Source organism: Nocardioides marinisabuli, assembly GCF_013466785.1.
GTDB classification, from domain to species: domain Bacteria; phylum Actinomycetota; class Actinomycetes; order Propionibacteriales; family Nocardioidaceae; genus Nocardioides; species Nocardioides marinisabuli.
The window spans coordinates 3,687,880-3,713,529 of sequence record NZ_CP059163.1 but is presented as its reverse complement, the minus strand read 5'-3'; the positions used below and the strand labels follow the sequence as shown (position 1 = coordinate 3,713,529).

The window sequence follows — 25,650 nt, the reverse complement described above, 5'->3', positions numbered from 1 at the left end:
GGGTTCGGCCGTGCCTGAGCAGCAGAACCCGACCGTGGACGACGCCCCGACGACCGACGCCGACCAGCCGGCCGGGGCCGAGCAGCAGACGGGTGCGGCGTACCCGGACGTGCCGGCGGAGGCCTGGTCGGGGGTGCACCGCGGCCCGCTGCGCGAGGGGGAGTGGGTGCGCCTGACCGACAGCAAGGGCCGCAAGCACAACTTCGAGCTGGTCGCCGGCAAGCGCTTCTTCTCCAACAAGGGCCACCTCGAGCACGACGACCTGATCGGGCGCGAGGAGGGCTTCACGCTGGCCAGCTCGGCCGGCGGGGAGTACCTGGTCTTCCGTCCGCTGCTCTCGGAGTTCGTGGTCTCGATGCCGCGCGGCGCCGCGGTCGTCTACCCCAAGGACGCCGCCCAGATCGTCGCGATGGCCGACATCTTCCCCGGCGCGCGCGTCGTCGAGGCCGGCGTCGGCTCCGGCGCCCTGACCTGCTCGCTGCTGCGCGCGGTGGGCCCCTGGGGCCGGGTGTCGTCGTTCGAGCGCCGCGAGGAGTTCGCCGACGTCGCCCGCCGCAACGTCAATCAGTTCTTCGGCGCCCCGGCCGACCAGACCCACCCCGCCTGGGAGCTCACCCTGGGCGACCTCGCCGAGGCGCTGCCGACCTCGGGCGAGCGCTGCGACCGCATCATCCTCGACATGCTCGCCCCCTGGGAGTGCCTCGACGCCGCGGCCGGTGCCCTGGTGCCCGGCGGCATCGTGTGCGCCTACGTGGCCACCACCACCCAGCTCTCCCGCTTCGTGGAGACGGTGCGCGCCCACGGCGGCTTCACCGAGCCGCAGCCGTGGGAGAGCCTCGTGCGCGACTGGCACGTCGAGGGCCTCGCGGTGCGTCCGGGCCACAAGATGATCGGCCACACCGCCTTCCTGGTCACCGCCCGCCGCCTGGCCCCCGGCCAGAAGCCGCTGCGCAAGACCCGTCGCCCGGCTCCCGGCGCCTACGGGCCCGACTACTCCGGCCCGCGTCCGCCGGGGCTGCCGGTGGAGCCCGCGCCCGAGGACTGAGACACCGGCCGGGCCCCCGCGGCCCGGCCCGGCAAATCTGCGCCGCCTCCCGGCGAGCCTCTTCCCTGATGCAGCGTCGCGGGTAGGGTCGAGTTCCACACAGGAGGTGCGCTGATGTCGACGTCCGATGGCAACTCGAGCACGGGTCGTTCCCGCCCGTCCGGTCGCAGCCCGGAAGAGCTGCTGGACCAGGTGCGCTTCCTGGAGGCCGAGGTCTCCGACCTGCGCCGCCGTCTCGGCGAGAGCCCCGGGTCGTCCCGGGGCCTGGAGATGCGCCTCAGCGACGCCCAGCGCTCGCTGGCCGCCGTGACCTCGCAGAACGAGCGGCTGGCCCAGACGCTGCGCGAGGCCCGCGACCAGATCACCAAGCTCAAGGAGGAGGTCGACCGGCTGGCCCAGCCGCCGGCCGGCTTCGGCACCTTCCTGGCCCGCAACGACGACGACTCGGTCGACGTCTTCACCGGCGGGCGCAAGCTGCGCGTCACGGTGAGCCCGGGCGTCGACCTCGACGCCCTGACCCGCGGCCAGGAGGTCATGCTCAACGAGGCGATGAACGTCGTCGCGGCCCTCGACTTCGAGCAGGTCGGCGAGGTCGTGATGTTCAAGGAGCTGCTCGCCGACGGCGAGCGGGCCCTGATCATCGCCAACGCCGACGAGGAGCGCGTCGTGCGCCTAGCCGAGCCGCTGCGCGGCGACACGATCCGCGCCGGCGACTCGCTGCTGCTCGACAGCCGTGCGGGCTACGTCTACGAGAAGGTCCCGAAGTCCGAGGTCGAGGAGCTCGTGCTCGAGGAGGTCCCCGACATCGCCTACGAGTCGATCGGTGGCCTCACCGGCCAGATCGAGGCGATCCAGGACGCGGTCGAGCTGCCCTACCTCTACCCCGAGCTGTTCAAGGAGCACGAGCTCAAGCCGCCCAAGGGCGTGCTGCTCTACGGCCCCCCGGGCTGCGGCAAGACGCTGATCGCCAAGGCCGTGGCCAACTCGCTGGCCAAGAAGGTGGCCGCCAAGACCGGTGCCGAGGGCAAGTCGTACTTCCTCAACATCAAGGGCCCCGAGCTGCTCAACAAGTACGTCGGTGAGACCGAGCGCCACATCCGCCTGGTCTTCCAGCGGGCGCGGGAGAAGGCCAGCAGCGGCACCCCGGTCATCGTGTTCTTCGACGAGATGGACTCGCTGTTCCGCACCCGCGGCAGCGGGGTGTCCTCCGACGTCGAGAACACCATCGTCCCGCAGCTGCTGAGCGAGATCGACGGCGTCGAGCTGCTCGAGAACGTGCTGGTCATCGGTGCCTCCAACCGCGAGGACATGATCGACCCGGCGATCCTGCGCCCCGGCCGGCTCGACGTGAAGATCAAGATCGAGCGCCCGGACGCCGAGTCGGCGCGCGACATCATCAGCAAGTACCTCACCGCCAGCCTGCCGCTGCACAGCGACGACGTCAGCGAGTTCGGCGGGGACCGCCAGGCCTGCGTCGACGCGATGATCCGGGCCACGGTCGAGCGCATGTACGCCGAGACCGAGGAGAACCGCTTCCTCGAGGTGACCTACGCCAACGGCGACAAGGAGGTCCTCTACTTCAAGGACTTCAACTCCGGCGCGATGCTGCAGAACATCGTCGACCGGGCCAAGAAGATGGCGATCAAGGACCTCCTCGACCACGAGCAGCGCGGCCTGCGCGTCAGCCACCTGCTGCAGGCCTGCGTCGACGAGTTCAAGGAGAACGAGGACCTGCCCAACACCACCAACCCCGACGACTGGGCGCGGATCTCGGGCAAGAAGGGCGAGCGGATCGTCTTCATCCGCACCCTGATCACCGGCAAGCAGGGCACCGAGCCCGGTCGTTCCATCGACACCGTCGCCAACACCGGCCAGTACCTCTGAGCCGCAACCACGAGCAGTCACTTTTTCACCATCGACCAGTCACTTGTGCACCCGGTTCGGTGCGAAAGTGACTGCTCGGTGGTGCGGAAGTGACTGGTCGGCTGGCGCCGGTCAGGCGGGGCGGGTGGCCACGGCGCGGTAGCCGTAGCCCCACGGCCGGGCCAGGGCCGGGCCGGGGAGGTAGCGCTCCTCGTTCTCCTCGAGGTGCAGGCCGGCGTCGGCCACCAGCCGGAGCGGGTCCCGGGTCAGGTGGCACCCGCCCGCGACCCGGCGCTGGAGGGGCTCGAGACGGTGCTGCCAGGCGCGCACCCGGTCGTCGGGGGAGCGGCCGTGCTCGAGCAGGTGCAGACGGCCACCGGGGCGCAGCACCCGGTGCACCTCGCGCACGGCCAGCTCGGCGTCGGGGATCGTGCACAGGCTGAAGGTGCACAGCACGGCGTCGTACGCCGCGTCGGGTGCGTCGAGGCGCTGGCCGTCGAGACCCACCCGGCGCACCGGGACGCCCGCCTCGTCGCGGCGCTGCTGCGAGAGGCCCCAGGCGAGGTCGGAGGGCTCGACGGCCTCCAGCGAGGTGACCGCCGCAGGCAGGTGCGGGAGGTTCAGCCCGGACCCGAAGCCGATCTCGAGCACCCGGCCGTGCAGGCCGGTGCAGGTGGCGGCCCGCAGCTGCTGCACCGGCCCGGTCGACAGCACGCGGTCGACCAGGCGCGGCAGGACGCGCTCCTCCCACAGGCTCATGCGGCGAGCCTACGGCGGGGCGTGGCCGCGTAGGCTCGTGGCATGAGTGTGAGACGGGTGATGGGCACCGAGGTCGAGTACGGCATCTCCGTGCCCGGACAGCCCAACGCGAACCCGATGGTGGCCTCGTCGCAGGTCGTCAACGCCTACGCCAGCGCCACGGTCCGGGCCCGGCGGGCCCGCTGGGACTTCGAGGAGGAGACGCCGCTGCGCGACGCGCGCGGCTTCGACATGGCGCGCCAGGTGGCCGACCTCTCGCAGCTCACCGACGAGGACCTCGGCCTGGCCAACGTCATCCTCACCAACGGTGCGCGGCTCTACGTCGACCACGCGCACCCCGAGTTCGCCACCCCCGAGGTCACCACCCCGCTCGACGTGGTGCGCTGGGACAAGGCGGGCGAGCAGGTGATGCTCGACGCGGCCCGTCGTGCCGGCCAGCTGCCCGGGGGCGGGCCGATCGTGCTCTACAAGAACAACACCGACGGGAAGGGCGCCTCCTACGGCGCCCACGAGAACTACCTGATGCGCCGCTCCACCCCGTTCGCCGACATCGTGCACCACCTGACCCCGTTCTTCGTCAGCCGCCAGGTCGTCTGCGGGGCCGGCCGGGTGGGCATCGGGGCCGACGGGCGCGAGCACGGCTACCAGATCAGCCAGCGCGCCGACTTCTTCGAGGTCGAGGTCGGCCTGGAGACGACGCTCAAGCGCCCGATCATCAACACCCGCGACGAGCCGCACGCCGACCCCGAGAAGTACCGGCGCCTGCACGTCATCATCGGCGACGCCAACCTGGCGGAGGTCTCGACCTACCTCAAGGTCGGCACCACCGCGCTGGTGCTGGCGATGATCGAGGACCGCTTCATCGGCCCCGACCTGAGCCTGGAGGGGCCGGTGGCCGCGTTGCGGGCCGTCTCCCACGACCCGGGCCTGGGCCACCTGCTCACCCTGCGCGACGGACGCCGCCTGACGGCCGTCCAGCTGCAGCTGGAGTACCTCGACCTGGCCCGCAAGTACGTCGAGGACCGCCTCGGCGCCGACGCGGACGCCCAGACCCTCGACGTCCTGGCCCGCTGGGAGTCGGTGCTCGACCGGCTCGAGCGCGACCCGATGTCGCTGGCCGGCGAGCTCGACTGGGTCGCCAAGCTCAAGCTCCTCGAGCAGTACCGCGACCGCGACGGTCTGGCCTGGGACGACGCCAAGCTCCAGCTGATCGACTACCAGTACAGCGACATCCGCCCCGAGAAGGGCCTCTACCAGCGCCTCGTCGGCGCGGGGCGCATCGAGCGGCTGCTCGACGACGCCTCGGTCGAGGACGCCATGCACGACCCCCCGACCGACACCCGGGCCTACTTCCGCGGCCGCTGCCTGGAGAAGTTCCCCGACGCGGTGGCCGCTGCCTCGTGGGACTCCGTGATCTTCGACCTGCCCGGGCGCGAGTCGCTGCAGCGGGTGCCGACGATCGACCCGCTGCGTGGCAGCCGGGCCCACGTCGGCGAGCTCATGGACCGCTGCACCAGCGCCGAGGAGCTCTTCACCGCGCTGACCCGCTGACCCGTCGCGGCGTGTCGCAGGGCGAGGACCCGCGTGCGGAGTCGGCACGCTCGGCTAGGGTCGGAGCATGGCCCAGGAGCAGAAGCAGCCGCGCAAGTCGACGGAGACCGAGGAGACGGTCGAGACCGCCCCGGAGACCGATGTCGCCGAGCGCAAGGAGGCGCTCGACAACGACATCGACGACATCCTCGACGAGATCGACGACGTGCTCGAGTCCAACGCCGAGGACTTCGTGAAGTCCTTCATCCAGAAGGGCGGCCAGTGAGCGTGGGGGACCCCCGTCTGCCGGCCGCCTACCTGCAGCCCGGCACCTCATCCTTCGCCGACTTCCTGGCCTCCCAGTCGCCCGAGCTGCTGCCCGGGCGCCGCTCGCTGCCGCCCGGCCAGGCCGGTGAGCTGGCCCCGCACGGCACCACGATCGTGGCCGCGACGTACCCCGGCGGCGTGCTGCTGGCCGGTGACCGCCGGGCCACGATGGGCAACATCATCGCCTCGCGCGACATCGAGAAGGTCTTCGCCACCGACGAGTACTCCGCCGCCGGCATCGCCGGCACCGCGGGCCTGGCCGTCGAGCTGGTGCGGCTGTTCCAGACCGAGCTGGAGCACTACGAGAAGATCGAGGGCGCCCGGCTGTCGATGGACGGCAAGGCCAACCGGCTCTCGGCACTGATCCGCGGCAACCTGGGGATGGCCATGCAGGGCCTGGCCGTGGTGCCGCTCTTCGTCGGCTACGACGTCGACGTCGCGGCCGGTCGCATCTTCAGCTACGACGTCACCGGCGGGCGCTACGAGGAGACCGGCTACCACGCCGTGGGCTCCGGCTCGCTCTTCGCGCGCGGCGCCCTGAAGAAGCTCTACCGCCCCGACCTCGACGAGGACGACGTGGTGACCCTGGCGGTCCAGGCGCTCTACGACGCCGCCGACGACGACTCCGCCACCGGTGGCCCCGACGTGGCGCGGCGGATCTTCCCGATGGTGCACCTGATCACCGCCGAGGGCGGTCGCACGGTCGAGGAGGAGCGCGTCGCGGAGGTCTCCGAACGCGTCATCGCCGGCCGGATGGGCCGGCCCGACGGACCCCACGCCCCGCTGACCGGAGGTGCCTGAGCCGATGAGCGCTCCCTTCTACGTCTCGCCCGAGCAGCTGATGAAGGACCGGGCCGACTTCGCGCGCAAGGGCATCGCCCGGGGCCGCTCGGTCGTCGCGGTCCAGTACGCCGACGGCATCCTCTTCGCCTCCGAGAACCCCTCGCAGGCCCTGCACAAGGTCTCCGAGATCTACGACCGCATCGCCTTCGCTGCCGTGGGCCGCTACAACGAGTTCGAGAACCTGCGCATCGCAGGCGTCCGGCTCGCCGACATGCGCGGCTACGCCTACGACCGGCGCGACGTCACCGGGCGCGGCCTGGCCAACGCCTACGCCCAGACGCTCGGCACCATCTTCTCCAGCGGCGGGGAGAAGCCCTACGAGGTCGAGCTCTTCGTCGCCGAGATCGGCCGCAGCAGCGCCGAGGACCAGCTCTACCGGCTGACCTACGACGGCCAGGTCGCCGACGAGCACCAGTACGCCGTCATGGGCGGCGCGGCCGAGTCGGTGGCGGGCTACCTCCAGCAGCACTACCGTCCCGACGCCGACCTCGACAGCGCCCTGGCGCTGGCGGTGGCGGCCCTGGGCCACAACGAGACCGAGGACCGCTCCATCGCGGCCGAGGACCTCGAGGTCGCGGTGCTCGACCGCACCCGCACCCAGCCCCGCAAGTTCAGCCGGCTGAGCCCCTCGCGGATCCAGACGGTGCTCGCCCGCCCGGCCGCCCCTGCCGCCCCGACCGCCCCGGCCGCCCCGGCACCGGGGGACGGGGACGAGCCGCCCGTCGCCCCCTGAGTCCCGGAGGTCCCCCCACGACGACCAAGGTGGTCGTAGTGTTCACACATGGACCGTCGGATCTTCGGGATCGAGAACGAGTACGGCGTCACGTGCACGTTCAAGGGGCAGCGACGGCTCAGCCCCGACGAGGTGGCGCGCTACCTGTTCCGCAAGGTCGTCAGCTGGGGCCGCAGCAGCAACGTGTTCCTGCGCAACGGGGCCCGGCTCTACCTCGACGTCGGCAGCCACCCGGAGTACGCGACGCCCGAGTGCGACGACATCACCGAGCTGGTCACCCACGACAAGGCAGGTGAGCGGGTCCTCGAGGGGCTGCTCCTCGACGCCGAGCAGCGCCTGCACGACGAGGGCATCGCCGGTGAGATCTACCTGTTCAAGAACAACACCGACTCCGCCGGCAACTCCTACGGGTGCCACGAGAACTACCTGGTCGGCCGGGCCGGCGAGTTCTCGCGGCTGGCCGACATCCTGATCCCGTTCCTGGTCACCCGCCAAATCATCGTGGGGGCCGGCAAGGTCACCCAGACCCCGCGGGGCGCGTCGTACTCGGTCTCGCAGCGCGCCGAGCACATCTGGGAGGGCGTCAGCAGCGCCACCACCCGGTCGCGACCGATCATCAACACCCGCGACGAGCCGCACGCCGACGCCGAGAAGTACCGGCGCCTGCACGTCATCGTGGGTGACTCCAACATGTCGGAGACCACCACGATGCTCAAGGTCGCCAGCTGCGACCTGGTGCTGCGGATGATCGAGGAGGGCGTGGTGATGCGCGACCTCACGATGGAGAACCCGATCCGCGCCATCCGCGAGATCGCCCACGACACCACCGGTCGGCGCAAGGTGCGCCTGGCCAACGGCCGGGAGGCCAGCGCCCTGGAGATCCAGGGCGAGTACCTCGCCAAGGCCCGCGACTTCGTCGACCGGCGCCAGATCAGCACCCCGGTCATCGAGCAGGCCCTCGACCTGTGGGAGCGCACCATCAAGGCCGTCGAGTCCGACGACCTCGGCCTGGTGGACCGCGAGATCGACTGGGTCATCAAGTGGAAGCTGATCGAGGCCTACCGCGCCAAGCACGGCCTGCCGCTGGGTCACGCCCGCGTCGCCCAGCTCGACCTGGCCTACCACGACATCCACCGCGGCCGCGGTCTCTACTACCTGCTCGAGAAGCGCGGCCAGGTCGCGCGCGTGACCACCGACCTGAAGGTCTTCGAGGCCAAGTCGGTGCCCCCGCAGACCACCCGCGCGCGGCTGCGCGGCGAGTTCATCCGCCGCGCCCAGGAGCGGCGCCGCGACTTCACCGTCGACTGGGTGCACCTCAAGCTCAACGACCAGGCCCAGCGCACCGTGCTGTGCAAGGACCCGTTCAAGGCCTACGACGACCGGGTCCAGCGCCTGATCGAGGGCATGTAGCCCGACGCGCCCCGGCGGGCCAGGGGAGGGGGGCCTGGGCCGGGCCGATAAGGTGCTCGGGGTCACCGGCGCAGGCGCAGGTGACCACCTCCGAGTCTCGTGATGTGAAGGATGTTGCCGGTGTTGCGACGCCCCGGACGGCCCACGGCCCTCCTCGTACCTGCCCTGCTGATCCCGGCCCTGGCGGCCTGCGGGTCGGACGGTTCCGACGACGTGCGCAGCGTGGTCTCCTCGGTGGAGGTCACCGGCGAGGTCGGGGAGGAGCCCCAGGTCGAGTGGACCGAGGACGTCGACGCGACCGGTGGCATCGAGGTCGAGGTCCTCGAGGAGGGCGACGGCGTCGAGCTCGAGGACGACTCGCCGGTGCTGGTGCAGTACCTGCTCAGCAACGGCTTCGACGAGTCGACCGCCCTCAGCACCTACGCCGACGCCGCGCCCGAGGTGCTCGACCTGGGCTCGGGGGAGCTGCCCGAGGTCTTCTCCGAGGCGCTGTCGGGTCGCAGCGTCGGCGACCGCGTCGCGGTGGGCTTCGAGTCCTCCGAGCTGTTCGGCGAGGTCGGCAACGCCGCGCTCAACATCAACAATAAGGACCCGCTGCTGCTGGTCATGGACGTGATGGGCCCGACCCCGGTCGACGTGCCCTACGCCGAGGAGGGCGAGGGCATCGCCCCCGACCTGGTCCTCGACGACGACGGGCTGCCGGAGTCGATGCTCTTCAAGGGCATCCCCAAGCCCACCGGTGAGCTGCAGGTCGAGACCGTCGTCGAGGGCGGCGGGCCCGTCGTGCGCAAGGGCGACTCGGTGATGGTCGACTACCTCGGCTCGGTCTACGCCAAGCCCAAGCCCTTCGACAGCAGCTTCGGCGACACCCCGATCGTGGGCGTCCTGGGCCAGGGCGGCTTCGTCGACGGCTGGATCCAGGGACTGTCGGGCCAGACCGTCGGCAGCCGCGTGTGGCTGGCCATCCCGCCTGAGCTGGGCTACGGCGCCGAGGGCAACGAGTCGGCCAAGATCAAGGGCACCGACACGATCTACTTCCTAGTCGACATCCTCGGCGTGGCACCCCGTCCGGCAGCGGCCGACGAGGCCGAGCAGGCCGCGCAGGAGGAGGCCGAGGCCGAGCTCGGCGAGGAGGAGCCCCAGGCCCCCAGCCCGGCGGTCTCCGAGGAGCCCAGCGCGCCCGGCGACACCGAGAGCCCCGCCGCGCAGTAGCAGGTCGGGGACCCAGCAGGCACGGACGAGAGCACGAGGAGGGGTGGCATGGCGGCGGTCCGCAAGAGCGAGCGGTTGATGAACCTGCTCATCATGCTGCTCGTGCAGCGGCACTTCGTGCCCAAGCAGCGGATCCGCTCGATCCTCTACCCGGGCTCCACCGACGAGGCGTTCGAGAAGATGTTCGAGCGCGACAAGGAGGAGCTGCGCAGCCTCGGCGTCCCGATCGAGGTGGGCCACATGGACGCCTACTTCGACGACGAGCCCGGCTACCGCATCCAGCCCGAGCAGCTGGGGCTGCCCGCGATCGAGCTCGAGGCCGACGAGGCCGCCGTGATCGGCCTGGCGACCCGGGTCTGGCAGCACGCCCGGCTGGCCGAGGCCACCACCGACGCCGTGCGCAAGCTGACCGCGGCCGGCGTCGAGGTCGACGTGAGCGCCCTTGACATCGTCGAGCCCCGGCTCAGCGCCGACGAGCCCTCCTTCGAAGTCTTCTGGGAGGCCACCCAGGAGCGGTGCGCGGTCGAGTTCGACTACCGCACCGCCTCCTCCACCGAGGTCACCACCCGGCACCTGCAGCCATGGGGCGTGGCGCGCCACGCCGGGCGCTGGTACGTCGTGGGTCTCGACACCGACCGGGGCGAGGAGCGGGTCTTCCGGCTCTCGCGTGTGCAGGGCCAGGCCCGGCGCACCGGTCCGGCGGCGGCGTACGACGTGCCGCCGGGCACCGACCTGCAGGCCCTGACCCGCCGCCTGGCACCCACCCCGGCGCCCGAGCAGGCGGTGCTGCTGGTGCGCCGCGGCGCCGGCCACCTGCTGCGCCGCGGCGCGGAGAGCATCGAGACCGACGTCGTGGGGCCCGACGACGCCACCACCTGGGACCGCGTGGTGCTGACCCGCAGCGCGCTGGGCCTGGCCGACGAGGTGCTGGGCCACGGCAGCGCCGTGGTCGTCGAGGAGCCCACGAGCCTGCGCGCCGAGGTCGTCTCGCGGCTGCGCACGACCCTCGAGGCACGCGCGGGGGAGGCGTCGTGAGCGAGCCCACCGCCCGGCCCCCGGCCTCGGGCGCCAAGGACCAGGTCGCGCGCCTGCTGACCCTGGTGCCCTACCTGCACGCCCGCGAGTCGGTGCGGCTCGACGAGGCCGCCGCGGCCCTGGGGGTCAGCCCCCAGCAGCTGCTCAAGGACCTCAAGGTCCTGCTCATGTGCGGGCTCCCCGGCGGCTACCCCGACGACCTGATCGACGTCGACCTCGACGCGCTCGAGGACCCGGGCGGCGACGGGGTCATCCGCATCTCCAACGCCGACTACCTCTCCCGCCCCATGCGGCTGACCCCCACGGAGGCCAGCGCCGTCGTGGTGGCGCTGCGCGCGCTGCGCAACGGGGCCAGCCCCGACACCCGCCAGGTCGTCGACCGGGCCCTGGCCAAGCTCGAGGCGGCCGCCGCCGAGGCCGTCTCCGCGCGCATCGACCCGGGCCGCGACGGTGCCGACGTCGACACCGCCCTGCTGGCCCGGCGCCTCCAGGAGGCCACCACGGCCGGCCGGCAGGTGCGCCTGACCTACTTCGTGCCCGCGCGCGACGAGGAGTCCGAGCGCGTGGTGGACCCGCGGGGCGTCGTGACCGGCCAGGGCTGGAGCTACCTCGACGCCTACTGCCACAGCGCCGAGGCGCCGCGGCTGTTCCGCCTCGACCGGATCAGCTCCGCCGAGGTCCTCGACTCCGCGACCACCACCGACCCCGAGCCGCCGCGCGACCTGTCCGAGGGGCTCTTCGCGCGCTCCAGCAGCACCACGGTGGCCACGCTGCGGCTCGCCGCCCCGGCGCGCTGGGTCGTCGACTACTACCCCGTCGAGGAGGTCCGCGCCCTGGGGGAGGGGCCCGACGCCGCCTGGGAGGTCGACCTCCTGGTCGCCGACGAGCGCTGGCTGACCCGGCTGCTGCTGCGCCTGGCCCCGCACGCCCGCCTGGTGCGCCCCGAAGAGTTCACCGACTCGTTCCTCGCCGAGGCAACCCGGACGCTCGGTCTCTACGAACAACTCACGTAGCATGAAGACGTTCGCGCCCGCCGGCCGAGCCGTCCGCGTGCGATGCCCAGACAACAGAAGGTAGTGAAGCTCCATGACCCCCATGATCGGAATGCCCCAGGGTGCTGAGTGGCTGGTCATCCTGGCCATCGTCATCATCGTGTTCGGTGCCGCCAAGCTGCCTGAGCTCGCCCGTGGCACGGGTCAGGCGCTGCGCATCTTCAAGTCCGAGACCAAGGGTCTGCGCGACGACGACAAGGACGACGACGCCAAGGACGCGCAGGCCACGGTGACCCCGGACCCCACGCCCACCGAGCTGCCGCCGGCCCGCACCACCGAGGCCGCGCCCGAGGGCAGCACCTCGCCCTCCGCCGACAAGCACCACGGCTGAGCAGCCGGACCCACCCAGCGCCGCCGCCTGATACGCCCCTGCCCTCGTGTCGACCATCTCCGGGATCGCCAAGCTCTTCATCGGCAAGCCGATGCACCCTGTCGGAGCCGACGGGCGGATGGCGCTGTCGGACCACCTGCGCGAGCTGCGGGCCAGGGTCCTCAAGGTCGCCCTGACCCTGGTCCTGGCCGTCGCGGTCGCGCTGTTCTTCTTCGACCAGCTCTTCGACCTGGTGCTCGGGCCCTACAACAGCGCCCGGGAGAAGCTCGGTGACGAGGTCACCTTCCCCTCGACCAGCGGCGCGGGCGGCGGTCTGCTGCTCTACCTCAAGCTCTGCGGCTTCGCCGCGCTGGTGGCCACCAGCCCCGTGTGGCTCTACCAGATCTGGGCGTTCATCCTGCCGGGCCTGCACCCCCACGAGCGCAAGTGGACGCGGGTCTTCGCCGCCATCGCCGGTCCGCTGTTCCTCGGCGGCATCATGCTCGGCTACCTCACGCTGCCCAAGGGCCTGGAGATCCTGATCGGCTTCAACCCCGAGGGCATCGTCAACATCGTCGAGTTCTCGGAATACCTGCAGTTCTTCACCCGCACCCTGCTGGTCTTCGGCATCGCCTTCGAGATCCCGGTCTTCGTGGTGCTGCTCAACCTCGCCGGCGTCGTCTCCGGCGCCAGCCTCGGCAAGCACCGGCCCTGGGTGGTCATCGGCATCTTCATCTTCGCCGCCGTCGCGACGCCCTCGGCCGACCCCTTCACCATGACCTTCATGGCGGTGCCGATGGTGCTGCTGTTCTTCGTCGCCGAGATCATCGCCCGCTTCAACGACCGCCGTCGTGCCAAGCGCAAGATCAACGCCGGGCTCTCGCCCGACGAGGCCTCGCCCCTGTGAGCGCCCCCGACCACGCGCCCGGCGCGCTGAGCGAGGTCGACCCCTTCGACCTGCCCGAGTGGCTCGGCGAGCACGACGTCACCTGGAGCGCGGGGTCCGGGCTGCGCACCGGTCACCGGGTCAGCGGCCTGCTGGCGGGCGACGGGGAGCAGGAGCAGCACCCCTGCGACCTGCTGGCGGTGGACGAGGCCTACCCGCGCCCGGTCCTCGACGACCAGTCCCGCTCCCGGGCCCACCTCGCCTGGCGCCACGGCCAGGTGCTGCTGCTGGCCGACGAGGTCTCGCCGCTGACCCTGGCGGTGCCCGGCACCGCCGTCGACGCCGACCTGGCCCTCGACGCGCTCAGCCGCCTCGCCAAGGCCGTCGGCGCCTCGCCCGAGCACTACTCGGTGCTGCTGCGCATCGGCCGCGACGCCGGCCCCGGACGCGGCTGAGCATGCGCGAGGTCGCGCTGCTGACCAACCCCACCGCGGGCCGGGGACGTGGCGCCCGGGCCCGGGCCGCCGCGCTGCCGCGGCTGCGGGCCGCCGGGCTGTCCGTGCGCGACCTGCAGGGCCGCGACGCAGCGGAGGCCGCCGACCTGGCGGCCGAGGCGGTGGCCGCCGGGGTCGAGGCGCTCGTCGTCGTCGGTGGCGACGGGCTGGTGCACCTGGCCACGCAGGTGCTCGCCGGCACCCGCACCCCGCTGGGACTGGTGCCCGCCGGCACCGGCAACGACGTCGCCCGCTACCTCGACCTGCCCCGACGCGACCCCGCGCAGGCCGCCGACCGCGTCGCAGCGGCGGTCCTGGGCGGGCTCAGCCACCCGGTCGACCTGGCCCGCAGCGGCTCGCGCTGGTTCGTCACGGTGCTGTGCGCCGGCTTCGACGCGGTGGTCAACGAGCGGGCCAACACGATGACCTGGCCCCGCGGCCAGATGCGCTACAACCTGGCCACGGTCTCCGAGCTGCGCACCTTCACCCCGCTGCCGTACGTGCTCGAGCTCGACGGCACCACGGTCGAGCTCGAGGCGATGATGGTCTCGGTCGGCAACGGGCCCTCCTTCGGCGGGGGCCTGCGCATCACCGAGGGCGCCCTGCTCGACGACGGGCTGCTGGACGTGGTGGTGATCCGGCCGATGAGCAAGCCGGCACTGGTGCGCACCTATCCCCGGTTGTTCTCCGGCACCGTCGCCTCCCACCCCGCCTACGAGCACCACCGGGTGCGGCGGGTGCGGGTCAGCGCGCCCGGGATCGTGGCGTACGCCGACGGCGAGCGCTTCGGTGCGCTGCCGCTGGAGATCGAGGCCGTGCCGGCCGCGCTGCACGTGCTGGGCTGACGGGGCGGGGCTGACGGTCGGGTTCGCGGCCTCACGTAGGTTGGGGGCCATGACGACCGACGAGCTGTCCCCGTCGGAGCGGTACGCGCAGTTCCGGCGTACCCGCGAGCACCCGGTGCTCAAGGACTTCCGGGACCTCTACTCCTTCCCCCTCGACGAGTTCCAGGTGCAGGCCTGCCGCGAGATCGAGGAGGGGCGCGGCGTGCTGGTGGCCGCCCCGACCGGCTCGGGCAAGACGATCGTGGGGGAGTTCGCCATCCACCTGGCTCTGGCCACGGGGCGCAAGGCGTTCTACACCACCCCGATCAAGGCGCTGTCGAACCAGAAGTACCACGACCTGGTCGACCGCTACGGCGCCGACCAGGTGGGCCTGCTGACCGGTGACAACACCGTCAACGGCGAGGCACCGGTCGTGGTGATGACCACCGAGGTGCTGCGCAACATGCTCTACGCGAGCTCCTCGACCCTGATGGGCCTGGGCTTCGTGGTGATGGACGAGGTGCACTACCTCGCCGACCGCTCCCGCGGCGCGGTCTGGGAGGAGGTCATCATCCACCTGCCCGAGTCGGTGGCGCTGGTCTCGCTGTCCGCGACCGTCTCCAACGCCGAGGAGTTCGGCGAGTGGCTCGAGACCGTCCGCGGCGAGACCACCACCATCGTGGAGGAGAAGCGGCCGGTGCCGCTGTTCCAGCACGTGATGGTCGGGCGTCGTCTGCTCGACCTCTTCGCCTCCTCCGACGTCGACGCCGCCGCCGGCTTCGTCAAGGAGGGTGCCCCGGTCAACGACGACCTCCTCAAGGTCGCCCGGGACGACTGGGCCGCCTCGCGGCTCAAGGACCGCCGCTCGCCGCGCGGGCGCTCCCAGCCGGGGCGCAAGGGCCCGGCCCAGGGCGCGAAGCAGGTCGGCAACGGGCGCAAGGTCTGGATCCCCAGCCGTGCCGACGTCATCGACCGCCTCGACCGCGAGGGCCTGCTGCCCGCGATCGTCTTCATCTTCAGCCGCGTGGGCTGCGACGCGGCGGTCACCCAGTGCCTCAACGCGGGGATCCGGCTGACCAAGCCGGAGGAGCGCGACGAGATCTTCGCCTACGTCGAGAACGCGTGCTCGCACCTGTCGGCCGAGGACCTGCACGTCCTGGGCTACCACGACTTCCTCGACGGCCTCACCCGCGGCGTCGCCGCCCACCACGCCGGCATGCTGCCGGCCTTCAAGCAGTGCGTCGAGGAGCTCTACGAGCGCGGCCTGTGCAAGGTCGTCTTCGCCACCGAGACCCTCGCGCTGGGCATCAACATGCCCGCGCGCACCGTGGTCATCGAGAAGCTCTCGAAGTGGAACGGCGAGACGCACGCCGACATCACCCCCGGCGAGTACACCCAGCTGACCGGTCGCGCCGGTCGCCGCGGCCTCGACACCGAGGGACACGGGGTCGTGCTGTGGCAGCCCGGCATGAACCCGCGCGAGCTGGCGGGGCTGGCCTCGACGCGCACCTACCCGCTCCGCTCGTCGTTCCGCCCGTCGTACAACATGGCCGTCAACCTGGTCCACCAGTTCGGGCGGCACACCGCGCGCGAGCTGCTGGAGCAGTCCTTCGCGCAGTTCCAGGCCGACAAGGCCGTCGTCGGGCTCGCCCGCCAGCTGCGCAAGAGCGAGGACGCGCTCGAGGGCTACGCCGAGGCCGCGCAGTGCCACCTCGGCGACTTCATGGAGTACGCCGGGCTGCGCCGCCGCATCAGCGACGTCGAGAAGGGCGCCAGCAAGGCCCGCCGGGACGACCGGCGCGCCGAGGCGATCGAGTCGCTGCGGCTGCTCAAGCCCGGCGACGTGATCGAGGTGCCCACCGGCAAGTTCGCCGGGTACGCCGTCGTGGTCGACCCGGGCTGGTCGCCCGAGGGGCCGCGGCCGCTGGTCGTCACCCTGGAGAAGCAGTCGCGCCGCCTGGCGATGATCGACTTCCCCGAGCCGGTCCAGGCCCTGACCCGGCTGAAGATCTCGCGCTCGTTCAACGCCCGCAACCCGCAGATGCGCCGCGACCTCGCCGCCCAGCTGCGGATGCGCACGCGCGACCTGCCGCCGCGTCACCTGCGCCAGGGCCCCAAGGGCGCCAAGGCGGCGGGTCGGGCGCACAGCGGGGAGCCCAGCGCCTGGGAGAGCGAGGTCTCCGAGCTGCGCCGGCGGCTCAAGACCCACCCCTGCCACGAGTGCCCCGACCGCGAGGACCACTCGCGCTGGGCCGAGCGGCACTTCAAGCTCGAGCGCGACGCCCGCACCCTCGAGCGGCGCGTCGAGCAGCGCACCAACACCGTGGCCCGGCAGTTCGACCGGGTCTGCGAGGTGCTGACCGCGCTGGGCTACCTCAGCGACGAGGGCGCCGACGCGGTGGTCACCGAGCAGGGCATGCACCTGCGCCGGCTCTACTCCGACATGGACCTGGTCGCGGCGGAGTCGCTGCGCCTGGGCGTGTGGGACAGCCTCACTCCGTCGGGGCTGGCGGCCGCGCTGTCGACGCTGGTCTTCGAGGCCCGGCGCCCCGACGACGCCTCGTCGCCGCGGGTGCCCGGCGGGGCCACCAAGGAGGCCATCGGCTCGATGATCCGGCTGTGGGGGGACCTCGACCGGCTCGAGAAGGAGCACAAGCTCGACTACCTGCGCCAGCCCGACCTGGGCTTCGCCTGGATCGCCTACCGCTGGTGCGAGGGCGACGACCTCGACGACGTGCTCGGGGAGAGCGAGCTGGCCGCCGGCGACTTCGTGCGCTGGATGAAGCAGCTCCTCGACCTCGCCGGCCAGGTCGCCGACGCCGCCGGTGACTCACCGGTGCGGCGTACCGCCCGGGAGGCCATCGGCTCGATGCGCCGCGGCGTCGTGGCCTACTCCGGCGTCACCGAGGAGTAGCTAGCTCGCCCCGGGCGGCGGTCAGAGGGTGGCCAGCACCGCGTTCAGGCGCTCGACGGGGCTCTCCAGACCCCACCGGGCCGCCAGCTCGGCGAGCCGGTCGGGGTCGGCGGGGGAGCGGGGCAGGGCGAAGCCGGTGCGGTCGAGGTCGAGGGTGCGCCGCACGGCGACGACCTCGGGCGCCACGGCCAGGTAGTCGACCGCCGCCTTGATCTTGGCCCGCGGCCCCGGGCCCATCCCCGAGTCCGGGTCCTCGGCGGCGGCGATGATGCCGGCCATGTCGCCGTGGCGGGCCAGCAGCGTCGCGGCGGTCTTCTCGCCGACGCCCTTGACCCCGGGCAGGCCGTCGGAGGCGTCGCCGCGCATGGTCGAGAAGTCCGCGTACTGCGCAGCGTCGACGTCGTACTTGGCGCGCACCCACGCGTTGTCGACCCGCTCGTGCCTGCCCACCCCGCGCGCGATGTAGAGCACCCGCACGTCGGCCTCGTCGTCGACGAGCTGGAACAGGTCACGGTCGCCGGTGACGATGTCGACCGGCTGGCCGGCACCGGTGGCGAGGGTGCCGATCACGTCGTCGGCCTCGGCCTCGGGGGCACCGACGACCTTGATGCCGTAGGCGGCCAGCACGTCGCGGATGATCGGGATCTGCACCTGGAGCGGGTCCGGCACCTCCTCGACGTCGGGAGAGGTCTCGACCTCCTCCTCGACCCGGTGCGCCTTGTAGGTCGGCACCAGGTCGACGCGCCACTGCGGGCGCCAGTCGTCGTCCCAGCAGCAGACCAGGTCGCTGGGCTGGTACTCGTCGACCAGGCGGGTGATGAAGTCCAGGAGCCCGCGCACGGCGTTGACCGGCGTGGTGCCGTCGGGGGCGAGGATCTCGGGCACCCCGAAGAAGGCACGGAAGTACATCGAGGCGGTGTCGAGGAGCATCAGGCGGCCGGGCTGCTGGGTCACTCGCGCAGTCTTGCAGCCCCGGCGGCCGGACGCAGCCGCGGGACGAGGTCTAGGCTGACGCCGTGAACCAGCCTGCCGTGGAGCCCACCGACCGCAAGATCTTGTCGTTGCTGGCCCGCGACGGCCGGATGTCCTTCACCGACCTGGGCAGGGCGACCGGCCTGTCGACCTCCGCGGTGCACCAGCGGGTCAAGCGGCTCGAGCAGCGGGACCTGATCCAGGGCTACGGCGCGACCATCAACCACGCCGAGATCGGCGTGCCGCTGGCCGCGTTCATCTCGATCCGCCCCATCGACCCCTCGCAGCCCGACGACTGCGCCGCGCGCCTGGAGCACATCGAGGAGATCGAGTCGTGCTGGTCGGTGGCGGGGGAGGAGTCCTACGTGCTGCTGGTGCGCTGCACCTCCCCGGCGGCGCTGGAGGACCTGCTGGCCCGGGTGCGGGCGGCCGCGAACGTCTCGACCCGCACCACCATCGTGCTGACGACGTACTACGAGAACCGCCCGGTCACCGGGACCGTCGAGGACGAGCCGGGCTGAGCCCGGCCCGTCCCACGCGGCCACCAGGCCTTGATCACCAGGCCTGCAGCGCCGCCGTACGACGCGACGCCTCGGCCACCTCGGCGGCCTTGAGCGCCGACTCGTCGAGACGGCCGTGCTCGGCCCACCAGCGCTGGCCGGCCTCGGGCAGCGTGTGGATCGGGTCGTAGTACTCGTAGGTGCGCGAGAGCGCCTGGGCGTCGTCGGCCTCGATGGAGGTGCGGTAGTTCTTGGTCCAGTAGGAGATGCCGCGCTCGGTGTCGTAGTCGGCGAGCTGGTGCACCCAGCGCTTGCCGACGAACGGGACGTCGCAGACGATGCGCGGCGTCGCGAAGCCCGGCAGGTAGCCCATGATGTGGTGCTGGAGGCGCTGGGCGTCGGCGACCGAGACCCGCCAGTGCTCCGAGAACGGGATCATGTCGCACATGTAGAAGTAGTAGGGCATGATCTGCGCGCCGTCGAGCAGCGAGAAGCACAGGTCGAGCAGCGCGTGCGGGTCGGCGTTGACGCCGTTGAGCAGCACGCCCTGGTTGCGCACGTCGCGCACACCGGCGTCGAGCATCGCGCGCGAGGCCTCGGCCACCAGGGGAGTGACGGACTGGGCGTGGTTGGCGTGGGTGTGGATGGCCAGGGACACCCCGCGGGCGCGGGCCGTGCCGGCCACCCGGCTCATCCCCTCGACCACGTCGGGCTGCAGCCAGTGCTGGGGCAGGCCGACCAGGGCCTTGGTGGCCAGGCGGATGTCGCGCACGTTCTCGATCTCCAGCACCGAGGTCAGGAAGGCCTCGAGGCGGGGCCACGGCATGTTCGCCACGTCGCCGCCGGAGACCACCACGTCGCGCACCGACGGCGTGCGGCGCAGGTAGTCGAGCATGTCCCCGATGCGGTCGTTCGGCTTGCCGGCGAACTTCAGCTTCTCGATCGTCGGGGTGGAGTTGCCGACCAGGTCCATGCGCGTGCAGTGCCCGCAGTACTGCGGGCAGGTCGGGAGCAGCTCGGCGAGCACCTTGGTGGGGTAGCGGTGGGTCAGGCCCTCGGTGGCCCACATGTCGTGCTCGTGCAGCGAGTCGCGGGTGGCGTGGGGGTGCGAGGCCCAGTCGGTGCGGCGGTCGGAGAAGACCGGCAGCATGTAGTGGCGCACCGGGTCGGCGTAGAACGCCTCGGTGAGCGACCCCGGGCCCGCCGGCTCCACGTGCGGCACCATCGTGTTCATCATCTGCGGCGGCACCAGCATCGACATGGTCGCGCGCTCGGCCTGGTCGCGCTCGAGGTCGGCGTAGAACCGCTCGTCGACGAGGTCGCCCATCAGCTCGCGCAGCTGGCGCACGTTCTTGACGCAGTGCGCGCGCTGCCACTGCACCGAGGCCCACTCCTCCGCGGTGACGTCGCGCCACCCGGGGAAGCGGGTCCAGTCGGGCTCGACCAGCTCGGCGCGCCGGTAGGGGTAGGGCTGCCCGGTGGCGTCCTCGACCAGGGACGCGATGGAGGTCTCGATGCTCATGGGAGCAACGATGCCAGAAGGATCTGCGGCCTGTCGAACGAAACGCCGGAAGATCTTTCGTCGACCTCCGTCGACCCTCAGGGCAGCGCGCTCGCCTCCAGGGTCCGTCGTACGACGGGGTGGTCGCCGGCCAGCCCGTAGCGGTGCTCGTAGGCCACCCGCACGATGTCGGCCACCGGCGGGCGCACCCAGGCACCCAGCGTGCGGCACATCAGCCGCATCGGGGGGGCGTGGCCGGCCAGGTCGCCGTCGTGCGGGGGCCGGTAGTCGACGACCGGCAGGAGCTCGCCGGCGTTGCGCTCGTAGAAGCGGATGCGCCGCCGGTGCTCCTCGACGTGCTCGGCGTCCAGGCCGGGCTCGTCGGGGTCCTCGACGTCCCACACGAGCAGCGCACCGCCCTCGCGGGCCAGCAGCGTGGCCAGCTGGTCGAGCATCGCCGAGCCCGTGCCGCCGCCGCGCGCGCCCACCGCGTAGTAGCGCAGGAACGTCCAGCCGGTCGTGCCCAGCGCGCGCACCACCGCCAGGCCCTCGGGCCGGCCGTCGGGGTCCAGGCGCACCAGCAGCCGGTCGGCCAACAGGTCGCCGAAGGGGACCCGCAGGTCGGCCGGGAACGCCTCGTCGTAGATCTCTCGCACCAGCGCCAGCTGGTCGGCCGCCAGTGCGGCGGCCTCCACCAGTGGGTGGTCCTCCTGGGTCTGCATGATCATGCTTCCCACACCACCTCTCCTCCCAGGACGGTACGCAGGACGGTGAGGTCGCGGATCACCCGGGGGGACACCGTCGCGGGGTCGTCGTCGAGGACGGCCAGGTCGGCCAGCTTCCCCGGCGCGATCGTGCCCCGGTCGTGCTCCTGGTGCGAGGCGTGCGCCGAGCCCAGCGTGTAGGCCGTGAGGGCCTCCAGGCCGGTGATCGCCTCCTCGGGACCGCACTCGCGGCCCGAGTCGGTGCGCCGGTTGACCATGTCGTGGATGCCCAGCAGGGGAGTGCCGTCGACCACGGGCCGGTCGGAGCTGCCCGGCGCCACGATCCCCGCGTCGAGCAGCGAGCGGTAGCGGTAGATCCAGGAGGCGCGCTCGGCCCCGAGCGCGCGCAGCATGCCGTCGCCGATCTCACCCACGAACCGGCCCTGCGGCACCGGCACCACCCCCAGGGCGGCGGCCCGGGCGACCTGGTCCGGCCGCGAGACCCCGAAGTGCTCGATGCGGTGCCGCACGTCGGGCCGCGGCCAGCGCCGCTGCGCCTCCTCGTAGGCGTCGAGCACCAGGTCGATGGCCGCGTCGCCGATCGCGTGCGCGGCCACCCGCCAGCCCGAGCGGTGCGCGCCCAGGATCCGATCGCGCAGCGCGTCGGCGTCGTCCTGCAGGTAGCCCTTCTCGCCCGGTGTGTCGGCGAACTCGTCGGTGAGCGCGCAGGTGTGCCCGATCAGCGAGCCGTCCGAGAAGATCTTCACCGGTCCCAGCCGGAGCCGGTCGTCGCCCAGCCCGGTGCGGATGCCCAGGTCGAGGCCCAGGCCCAGGTCGTCGTCGGCGTGCCCCTCCAGCGGGCGCAGCGCGTCGGCAGCCACCATCAGCTCGACCCGCAGCGGCAGCCGCCCCTGCGCGCGCGCCTCCTGGTAGGCCGCCACCTCCACCGGGCTGCGGCCGATCCAGCCCCCGCCGACGCCGGCCTCGACCACCGAGGTCAGCCCCTGGCTCAGGTAGACCTGCCCGGCCCGCTCGATCGCCTCGACCAGCCCGGCCACCGGGTAGGGCAGCACCAGGTCGTTGACCAGGTGCTGGGCCTGCTCCTGCAGCAGCCCGGTGGGACGCCCAGCGGCGTCGACGACGACCCGCCCGCCCGGCACCTCGACGGCGGCCTCCGAGAGCCCCAGATCGGCCAGCAGGGCGCTGTTGACCACGCACATGTGACCGGAGGTGTGGCGCAGCCACACCCGCCGCCCACCGGCGGCGCGGTCGAGGGCGTCGCGCTCGGGGTGGGCGCCGATCTTGTTCTCGTCGTAGCCCGCGCCAACGACCCACGCGTCGGGCGGGAGGTCGCGCGCCCGCTCGGCCACGGCGTCGTACAGGGCCTCGAGGGAGGGCAGGCGCAGGTCGAGCTCGGTGAGGGACTGCCCGAACCAGGCCATGTGGTTGTGGGCGTCGTGGAAGCCCGGCACGACGACGGCACCGTCGAGGTCGAGGACCCGGTGGGCCGCGACGTCGTCGTCGACCGCAACGACCCGGTCGCGCCAGATCGCGACGCTGCGGGCCACCCGGTCGCGACCGGGGCCCTCGAGGGTGCGCACCCGGGCGTTGGTCAGCAGCAGGTCGGCCTTCACCGGGAGCCTCCCCGGGGTGCCGGCGCGGCGGTGCGGGCCGCCTCGGCGCGCAGCACCGCCTTCTCGACGCGGTGGGAGGCCGTCAGCGGCAGCTCCTCGCGCAGCGCCCAGCGGCTGGGCACCTTGAAGGGCGCCAGCCGCTCCTCGCACCAGCGCGCCAGCTCGTGCTCGTCGGCGCCGGGAGCGACGACGAAGGCCATCACCTCCTCGCCGCGCACGTCGTCGGGCACGCCCACGACGCCGGCCAGGCGCACGGCCGGGTGCGCGAGCAGCACCTCCTCGACCTCGACCGCGGCGATGTTCTCGCCGCTGCGGCGGATCATGTCCTTGAGCCGGCCGGTCAGGTAGACGCGGCCGTGGTCGTCGAGGCGGGCCAGGTCGCCGGTGGGGAACCAGCCCTCGGCGTCGAAGGGGGAGTCGAGGCCGAGGTAGCCCAGCATCATCCCGGGCCCGCGCAGCCACAGCTGGCCCTGCTCGTCGAGGCGCACCTCGCGGTGCGCGGCCGGCCGGCCCAGGCACCCGGTGCCGACGAGGGCGGCGTGCTCCTCGGCGCCGACGCGGATGTCGGCCCCGGTCTCGGTCATCCCGAACGCCTCGTACCAGCCGACGCCCCAGCGGGCCTCGAGCTGGGCGTGCAGGGCGGGCGGGATCGCCGAGCACTGCACCGCGCGCACCCGGTGGTCGCGCTCGTGCGGGTCGGGCGGCATCCGCAGCAGCAGGGTCGGCATCGAGGCCAGGCAGTAGAAGTAGGTGACGTCGTGCTCACGCACCTTCGCCCAGAAGGTCGAGGGGTGGAAGCCGTCGAGCACCACCAGGTGCGCCCCCGCCATCAGTGCCGCCGCCACGTTCCACTGCGGGTCGACGTAGTGGAAGGGCTGGGCGGTGAGCATCACGTCGTCGGGGCCGAGGTGGGGGAACTCCGTGACCATCGAGCCGCCGAGGGTGGTCCAGTAGCGGTGCGTGAGCAGGCAGCCCTTGGGCCGGCCCGTGGTGCCGGAGGTGTACTGCACGTTGACCACCGCGTCGGGGTCGACGCGGCCGGCGATCGACGACGGCGCCGGGTCGCGGTGCGCCTGCAGGTCGGCCGGCGAGAGCACCTCGACGCCGCCGGTCAGGTCGACGGCGCTGCGCACCAGGTCGTGGTGCTCCTCGGCGGCGACGACCAGCCGGGCACCGGAGTCGGCGAGCACGTGCCCCAGGTCGTCGTGGCGGTAGCGCACGTTGAGCGGCACGCTGGCGGCCCCGAGCCGCTGCAGCGCGAGCCACAGCAACGGCGAGTCGGCGCTGTTGCCGGTCATCACGCCCACCCGGTCGCCCGCGCCCACGCCGCGGGCCGCGAGGGCGGCGGCGTACGCCGCACTGGCCCCGGCCACCTCGGCGAAGGACCAGGTGGTGCGGTCGTCGGCGCCCAGGTCGAAGGTCCACGCCGGCCGGTCGGGGTGCCGGCCGGCTGCTTCGTCGAGGTGCTCGACCAGCGTCTCAGCCACGGCCGAACCCCTCGCGCGGCGCCTCGCCCTCGCCTGAGAGCGAGGTGAGCACGGCGTGCTCGACCTCGCGGCCCATCGCCTCCTCCATCGTGGAGTCGAGACCGCCGTCGAGCACCTTCTTGGCCAGCGAGAGCGCGAGGGCGGGGCGCTGGGCCATCCGCCGCGCCAGGTCGAGCGCGACCTCCTCGTGGGTGCCGGCCGGCACCGCGCGGGCCACCAGGCCCATCGCGGCGGCCTCGGCGCCCGAGACCCGCTCTCCCAGCAGCAGCAGCTCCTTGGCCCGCGCCCAGCCGACCAGCACCGGCAGCAGCCGGGAGACCCCACCGGTGACCGAGAGGCCCACCGAGACCTCGGGGAACCCGAAGGCGGCGTCCTCGGCGGCGACCACCACGTCGCAGGCCAGCGCGAACTCGCACCCGGCACCCAGCGCGTAGCCGTGCACCGCGGCGACCACCGGGCCGGGGAAGCGGCGCACCAGGCGGGTGACGTCCTGGATCTCCTCCAGGCGCTCACGCGTCTGCAGCGGCGTCTCGGTCGGGGGCTCGGCCTTGAGGTCGTGGCCGGCGCAGAAGGCACGCCCCCGCCCGGCCAGCACCACCGCGCGCGCCCCCTCGGCAAGCGCGCGCTCGAGCGCGGCAGCGAGGCCCCGGGTCAGCGCCTCGTCGACGGCGTTGAGCCGCTCGGGGCGGTTGAGGTGGATGGTGGCCACGCCCTGGCCCGCGGCACTGTCGTGGTGGTACTCGACCGGCTGCACCGGCGTCCTCCCTGCTCCGGGGCCACGCGGGGCGTGGCCGTTCGATCGATCGATCGACCGATAGCATAGGCCCATGACCCCCACCGGCGAGCGCGTGCGCCGCGCGGCGCTCGAGCTCTTCGCCGAGCGCGGCTTCCACGGCACCGGCATCCGCCAGCTGGCCGAGCACGCCGGGCTGTCCAGCGCCACGCTCTACCACTACATGGGCACCAAGGAGGACCTGCTGGTCGAGCTGATGCGCGCCAGCCTCGAGCGGCTCGTCGCGGCCGCCGACGACGTCCTCGCCCACCACGCCGGCGCGACGGCGCGGTTGGGCGCCCTGGTGCGCCTGCACGTCACCAGCCACGCCGAGCGTCCGCTCGAGACCCGGGTGGTCGACGACGAGGTGCACGCGCTGTCGCCCGAGCGCCGCCGCGAGGTGGTCGCCCTGCGGGACCGCTACGAGGGCGCCTGGCAGCAGGTCATCGACCAGGGGCTGGCCACCGGCGCGTTCTCCGTGGAGTCCGCCGCGGTCGCGCGGCGGGCGCTGCTGGAGATGTGCAGCGGCGTCGCCCGCTGGTTCGACCCGGCCGGGCCGGTCGCCCTCCCCGACCTCGCCGACCAGTACGCCGTGCTGGCGCTGCGGCTGCTCGGCGCCGACGCCCGGCGTGTCGGGGGCGACACGCCGCCACCGGTCTAGATTTCCCGGCCCTTTCGGCCTCGGAGCACACCCGTGCTGACCTGCGGTTTTAATCGTCTGTGCAGGTCAGGGGCTTCTTGACACTCCTCGGCGCCCCGGGCCAGTGTGAGCCGTCCGCTCGTGCAGGTCGTGGCGAGCGGACCGACGTCCGAGTGGCCGTGTCGGAGGGTGGGGTGCCAAAC

Annotated in this window: 24 protein-coding genes; 17 read left to right on the top strand and 7 right to left on the bottom strand. The window is 72.7% G+C overall.

What is annotated here, in order from left to right; all coding sequences use genetic code 11:
- Positions 1-133: 133 nt before the first annotated feature.
- Positions 134-1,045 carry a tRNA (adenine-N1)-methyltransferase gene (locus H0S66_RS17870; RefSeq protein WP_179617512.1) on the top strand — a complete coding sequence of 304 codons (912 nt, stop codon included), beginning with the start codon at positions 134-136 and terminating at the stop codon, positions 1,043-1,045.
- A 114-nt stretch (positions 1,046-1,159) separates the two neighbouring features.
- Positions 1,160-2,929 carry a proteasome ATPase gene (arc, locus tag H0S66_RS17865; protein WP_179616561.1) on the top strand — a complete coding sequence of 590 codons (1,770 nt, stop codon included), beginning with the start codon at positions 1,160-1,162 and terminating at the stop codon, positions 2,927-2,929.
- A gap of 111 nt (positions 2,930-3,040) precedes the next feature.
- Here arc and H0S66_RS17860 read toward each other — a convergent pair whose 3' ends face one another.
- Positions 3,041-3,667: a class I SAM-dependent methyltransferase gene (locus H0S66_RS17860; protein WP_179616560.1), complete on the bottom strand. Its 627-nt coding sequence runs from the start codon at positions 3,665-3,667 to the stop codon at positions 3,041-3,043.
- Positions 3,668-3,709: 42 nt separating this feature from the next.
- Between H0S66_RS17860 and dop the strand changes: the two genes are divergently transcribed.
- The 13 genes from dop to H0S66_RS17795 all read left to right on the top strand — a co-directional run bounded on the left by dop (position 3,710) and on the right by H0S66_RS17795 (position 17,237).
- Positions 3,710-5,218, top strand: a complete 1,509-nt coding sequence (gene dop, locus H0S66_RS17855; protein WP_218876367.1) for a depupylase/deamidase Dop — start codon at positions 3,710-3,712, stop codon at positions 5,216-5,218.
- 67 nt (positions 5,219-5,285) lie between these two features.
- Positions 5,286-5,483 carry a ubiquitin-like protein Pup gene (locus H0S66_RS17850; RefSeq protein ID WP_179616559.1) on the top strand — a complete coding sequence of 66 codons (198 nt, stop codon included), beginning with the start codon at positions 5,286-5,288 and terminating at the stop codon, positions 5,481-5,483.
- Positions 5,484-5,485: 2 nt separating this feature from the next.
- Positions 5,486-6,325 (top strand): proteasome subunit beta, encoded by an 840-nt coding sequence (gene prcB, locus H0S66_RS17845; RefSeq protein ID WP_179617510.1) that lies wholly within the window; start codon positions 5,486-5,488, stop codon positions 6,323-6,325.
- A 4-nt stretch (positions 6,326-6,329) separates the two neighbouring features.
- Positions 6,330-7,100, top strand: a complete 771-nt coding sequence (gene prcA, locus H0S66_RS17840; protein ID WP_179616558.1) for a proteasome subunit alpha — start codon at positions 6,330-6,332, stop codon at positions 7,098-7,100.
- Positions 7,101-7,148: 48 nt separating this feature from the next.
- Positions 7,149-8,510 (top strand): Pup--protein ligase, encoded by a 1,362-nt coding sequence (pafA, locus tag H0S66_RS17835; protein ID WP_179616557.1) that lies wholly within the window; start codon positions 7,149-7,151, stop codon positions 8,508-8,510.
- Positions 8,511-8,630: 120 nt separating this feature from the next.
- Entirely contained in the window at positions 8,631-9,722 is a 1,092-nt protein-coding gene (locus H0S66_RS17830) for an FKBP-type peptidyl-prolyl cis-trans isomerase (RefSeq protein ID WP_179616556.1), read from the top strand.
- A gap of 48 nt (positions 9,723-9,770) precedes the next feature.
- The gene (locus tag H0S66_RS17825; protein WP_179616555.1) at positions 9,771-10,757 is read left to right on the top strand and encodes a helix-turn-helix transcriptional regulator; all 987 of its coding nucleotides are present in this window, start codon (positions 9,771-9,773) and stop codon (positions 10,755-10,757) included.
- Positions 10,754-11,770, top strand: coding sequence for a helix-turn-helix transcriptional regulator (locus H0S66_RS17820; protein ID WP_179616554.1), 1,017 nt, complete (start codon positions 10,754-10,756; stop codon positions 11,768-11,770). The genes H0S66_RS17825 and H0S66_RS17820 overlap by 4 nt, the downstream gene beginning before the upstream one ends.
- A 73-nt stretch (positions 11,771-11,843) precedes the next feature.
- Positions 11,844-12,140: a Sec-independent protein translocase subunit TatA gene (gene tatA / locus H0S66_RS17815; RefSeq protein ID WP_179616553.1), complete on the top strand. Its 297-nt coding sequence runs from the start codon at positions 11,844-11,846 to the stop codon at positions 12,138-12,140.
- A 46-nt stretch (positions 12,141-12,186) separates the two neighbouring features.
- Positions 12,187-13,026 carry a twin-arginine translocase subunit TatC gene (tatC, locus tag H0S66_RS17810; protein WP_258016974.1) on the top strand — a complete coding sequence of 280 codons (840 nt, stop codon included), beginning with the start codon at positions 12,187-12,189 and terminating at the stop codon, positions 13,024-13,026.
- A complete protein-coding gene (locus H0S66_RS17805) occupies positions 13,023-13,460 on the top strand; it encodes a hypothetical protein (protein WP_179616552.1) in 438 nt (145 codons plus the stop codon). The genes tatC and H0S66_RS17805 overlap by 4 nt, the downstream gene beginning before the upstream one ends.
- A 2-nt stretch (positions 13,461-13,462) precedes the next feature.
- A complete protein-coding gene (locus tag H0S66_RS17800; protein WP_179616551.1) occupies positions 13,463-14,344 on the top strand; it encodes a YegS/Rv2252/BmrU family lipid kinase in 882 nt (293 codons plus the stop codon).
- Between the two features lie 49 nt (positions 14,345-14,393).
- Positions 14,394-17,237 (top strand): DEAD/DEAH box helicase, encoded by a 2,844-nt coding sequence (locus tag H0S66_RS17795; protein ID WP_179616550.1) that lies wholly within the window; start codon positions 14,394-14,396, stop codon positions 17,235-17,237.
- A gap of 21 nt (positions 17,238-17,258) precedes the next feature.
- On the opposite strand, the gene H0S66_RS17790 is transcribed toward H0S66_RS17795, so the two are convergent.
- On the bottom strand, positions 17,259-18,167 hold the full coding sequence (locus H0S66_RS17790; RefSeq protein WP_179617508.1) for a 5'-3' exonuclease: 909 nt from the start codon (positions 18,165-18,167) through the stop codon (positions 17,259-17,261).
- An 86-nt stretch (positions 18,168-18,253) separates the two neighbouring features.
- Here H0S66_RS17790 and H0S66_RS17785 point away from each other — a divergent pair, with 86 nt between their 5' ends.
- On the top strand, positions 18,254-18,730 hold the full coding sequence (locus tag H0S66_RS17785) for an Lrp/AsnC family transcriptional regulator (protein WP_179616549.1): 477 nt from the start codon (positions 18,254-18,256) through the stop codon (positions 18,728-18,730).
- 34 nt (positions 18,731-18,764) lie between these two features.
- Here the strand turns inward: H0S66_RS17785 and H0S66_RS17780 are convergent, their stop codons facing one another.
- From H0S66_RS17780 to H0S66_RS17760, 5 genes are all read right to left on the bottom strand, one after another.
- Positions 18,765-20,231, bottom strand: a complete 1,467-nt coding sequence (locus H0S66_RS17780; protein ID WP_179616548.1) for a KamA family radical SAM protein — start codon at positions 20,229-20,231, stop codon at positions 18,765-18,767.
- Positions 20,232-20,308: 77 nt separating this feature from the next.
- Positions 20,309-20,938, bottom strand: a complete 630-nt coding sequence (locus H0S66_RS17775) for a hypothetical protein (protein ID WP_180923682.1) — start codon at positions 20,936-20,938, stop codon at positions 20,309-20,311.
- On the bottom strand, positions 20,935-22,548 hold the full coding sequence (locus tag H0S66_RS17770; RefSeq protein WP_179616546.1) for an amidohydrolase: 1,614 nt from the start codon (positions 22,546-22,548) through the stop codon (positions 20,935-20,937). The genes H0S66_RS17775 and H0S66_RS17770 overlap by 4 nt, the downstream gene beginning before the upstream one ends.
- On the bottom strand, positions 22,545-24,035 hold the full coding sequence (locus H0S66_RS17765) for an AMP-binding protein (protein ID WP_179616545.1): 1,491 nt from the start codon (positions 24,033-24,035) through the stop codon (positions 22,545-22,547). The genes H0S66_RS17770 and H0S66_RS17765 overlap by 4 nt, the downstream gene beginning before the upstream one ends.
- A complete protein-coding gene (locus tag H0S66_RS17760; RefSeq protein WP_218876366.1) occupies positions 24,028-24,789 on the bottom strand; it encodes an enoyl-CoA hydratase/isomerase family protein in 762 nt (253 codons plus the stop codon). The genes H0S66_RS17765 and H0S66_RS17760 overlap by 8 nt, the downstream gene beginning before the upstream one ends.
- A 73-nt stretch (positions 24,790-24,862) precedes the next feature.
- Between H0S66_RS17760 and H0S66_RS17755 the strand changes: the two genes are divergently transcribed.
- Positions 24,863-25,468 carry a TetR/AcrR family transcriptional regulator gene (locus H0S66_RS17755; RefSeq protein ID WP_179616543.1) on the top strand — a complete coding sequence of 202 codons (606 nt, stop codon included), beginning with the start codon at positions 24,863-24,865 and terminating at the stop codon, positions 25,466-25,468.
- Positions 25,469-25,650 lie beyond the last annotated feature (182 nt).

Coding starts and splice junctions, on each gene's coding strand:
- H0S66_RS17755 (WP_179616543.1), top strand. CDS start 24,863: ATGACCCCCACCGGCGAGCGCGTGCGCCGCGCGGCGCTCGAGCTCTTC.
- H0S66_RS17825 (WP_179616555.1), top strand. CDS start 9,771: ATGGCGGCGGTCCGCAAGAGCGAGCGGTTGATGAACCTGCTCATCATG.
- tatA (WP_179616553.1), top strand. CDS start 11,844: ATGACCCCCATGATCGGAATGCCCCAGGGTGCTGAGTGGCTGGTCATC.
- H0S66_RS17850 (WP_179616559.1), top strand. CDS start 5,286: ATGGCCCAGGAGCAGAAGCAGCCGCGCAAGTCGACGGAGACCGAGGAG.
- pafA (WP_179616557.1), top strand. CDS start 7,149: ATGGACCGTCGGATCTTCGGGATCGAGAACGAGTACGGCGTCACGTGC.
- H0S66_RS17775 (WP_180923682.1), bottom strand. CDS start 20,938: ATGATCATGCAGACCCAGGAGGACCACCCACTGGTGGAGGCCGCCGCA.
- H0S66_RS17800 (WP_179616551.1), top strand. CDS start 13,463: ATGCGCGAGGTCGCGCTGCTGACCAACCCCACCGCGGGCCGGGGACGT.
- arc (WP_179616561.1), top strand. CDS start 1,160: ATGTCGACGTCCGATGGCAACTCGAGCACGGGTCGTTCCCGCCCGTCC.
- dop (WP_218876367.1), top strand. CDS start 3,710: ATGAGTGTGAGACGGGTGATGGGCACCGAGGTCGAGTACGGCATCTCC.
- H0S66_RS17780 (WP_179616548.1), bottom strand. CDS start 20,231: ATGAGCATCGAGACCTCCATCGCGTCCCTGGTCGAGGACGCCACCGGG.
- H0S66_RS17860 (WP_179616560.1), bottom strand. CDS start 3,667: ATGAGCCTGTGGGAGGAGCGCGTCCTGCCGCGCCTGGTCGACCGCGTG.
- H0S66_RS17795 (WP_179616550.1), top strand. CDS start 14,394: ATGACGACCGACGAGCTGTCCCCGTCGGAGCGGTACGCGCAGTTCCGG.
- H0S66_RS17790 (WP_179617508.1), bottom strand. CDS start 18,167: ATGCTCCTCGACACCGCCTCGATGTACTTCCGTGCCTTCTTCGGGGTG.
- prcA (WP_179616558.1), top strand. CDS start 6,330: ATGAGCGCTCCCTTCTACGTCTCGCCCGAGCAGCTGATGAAGGACCGG.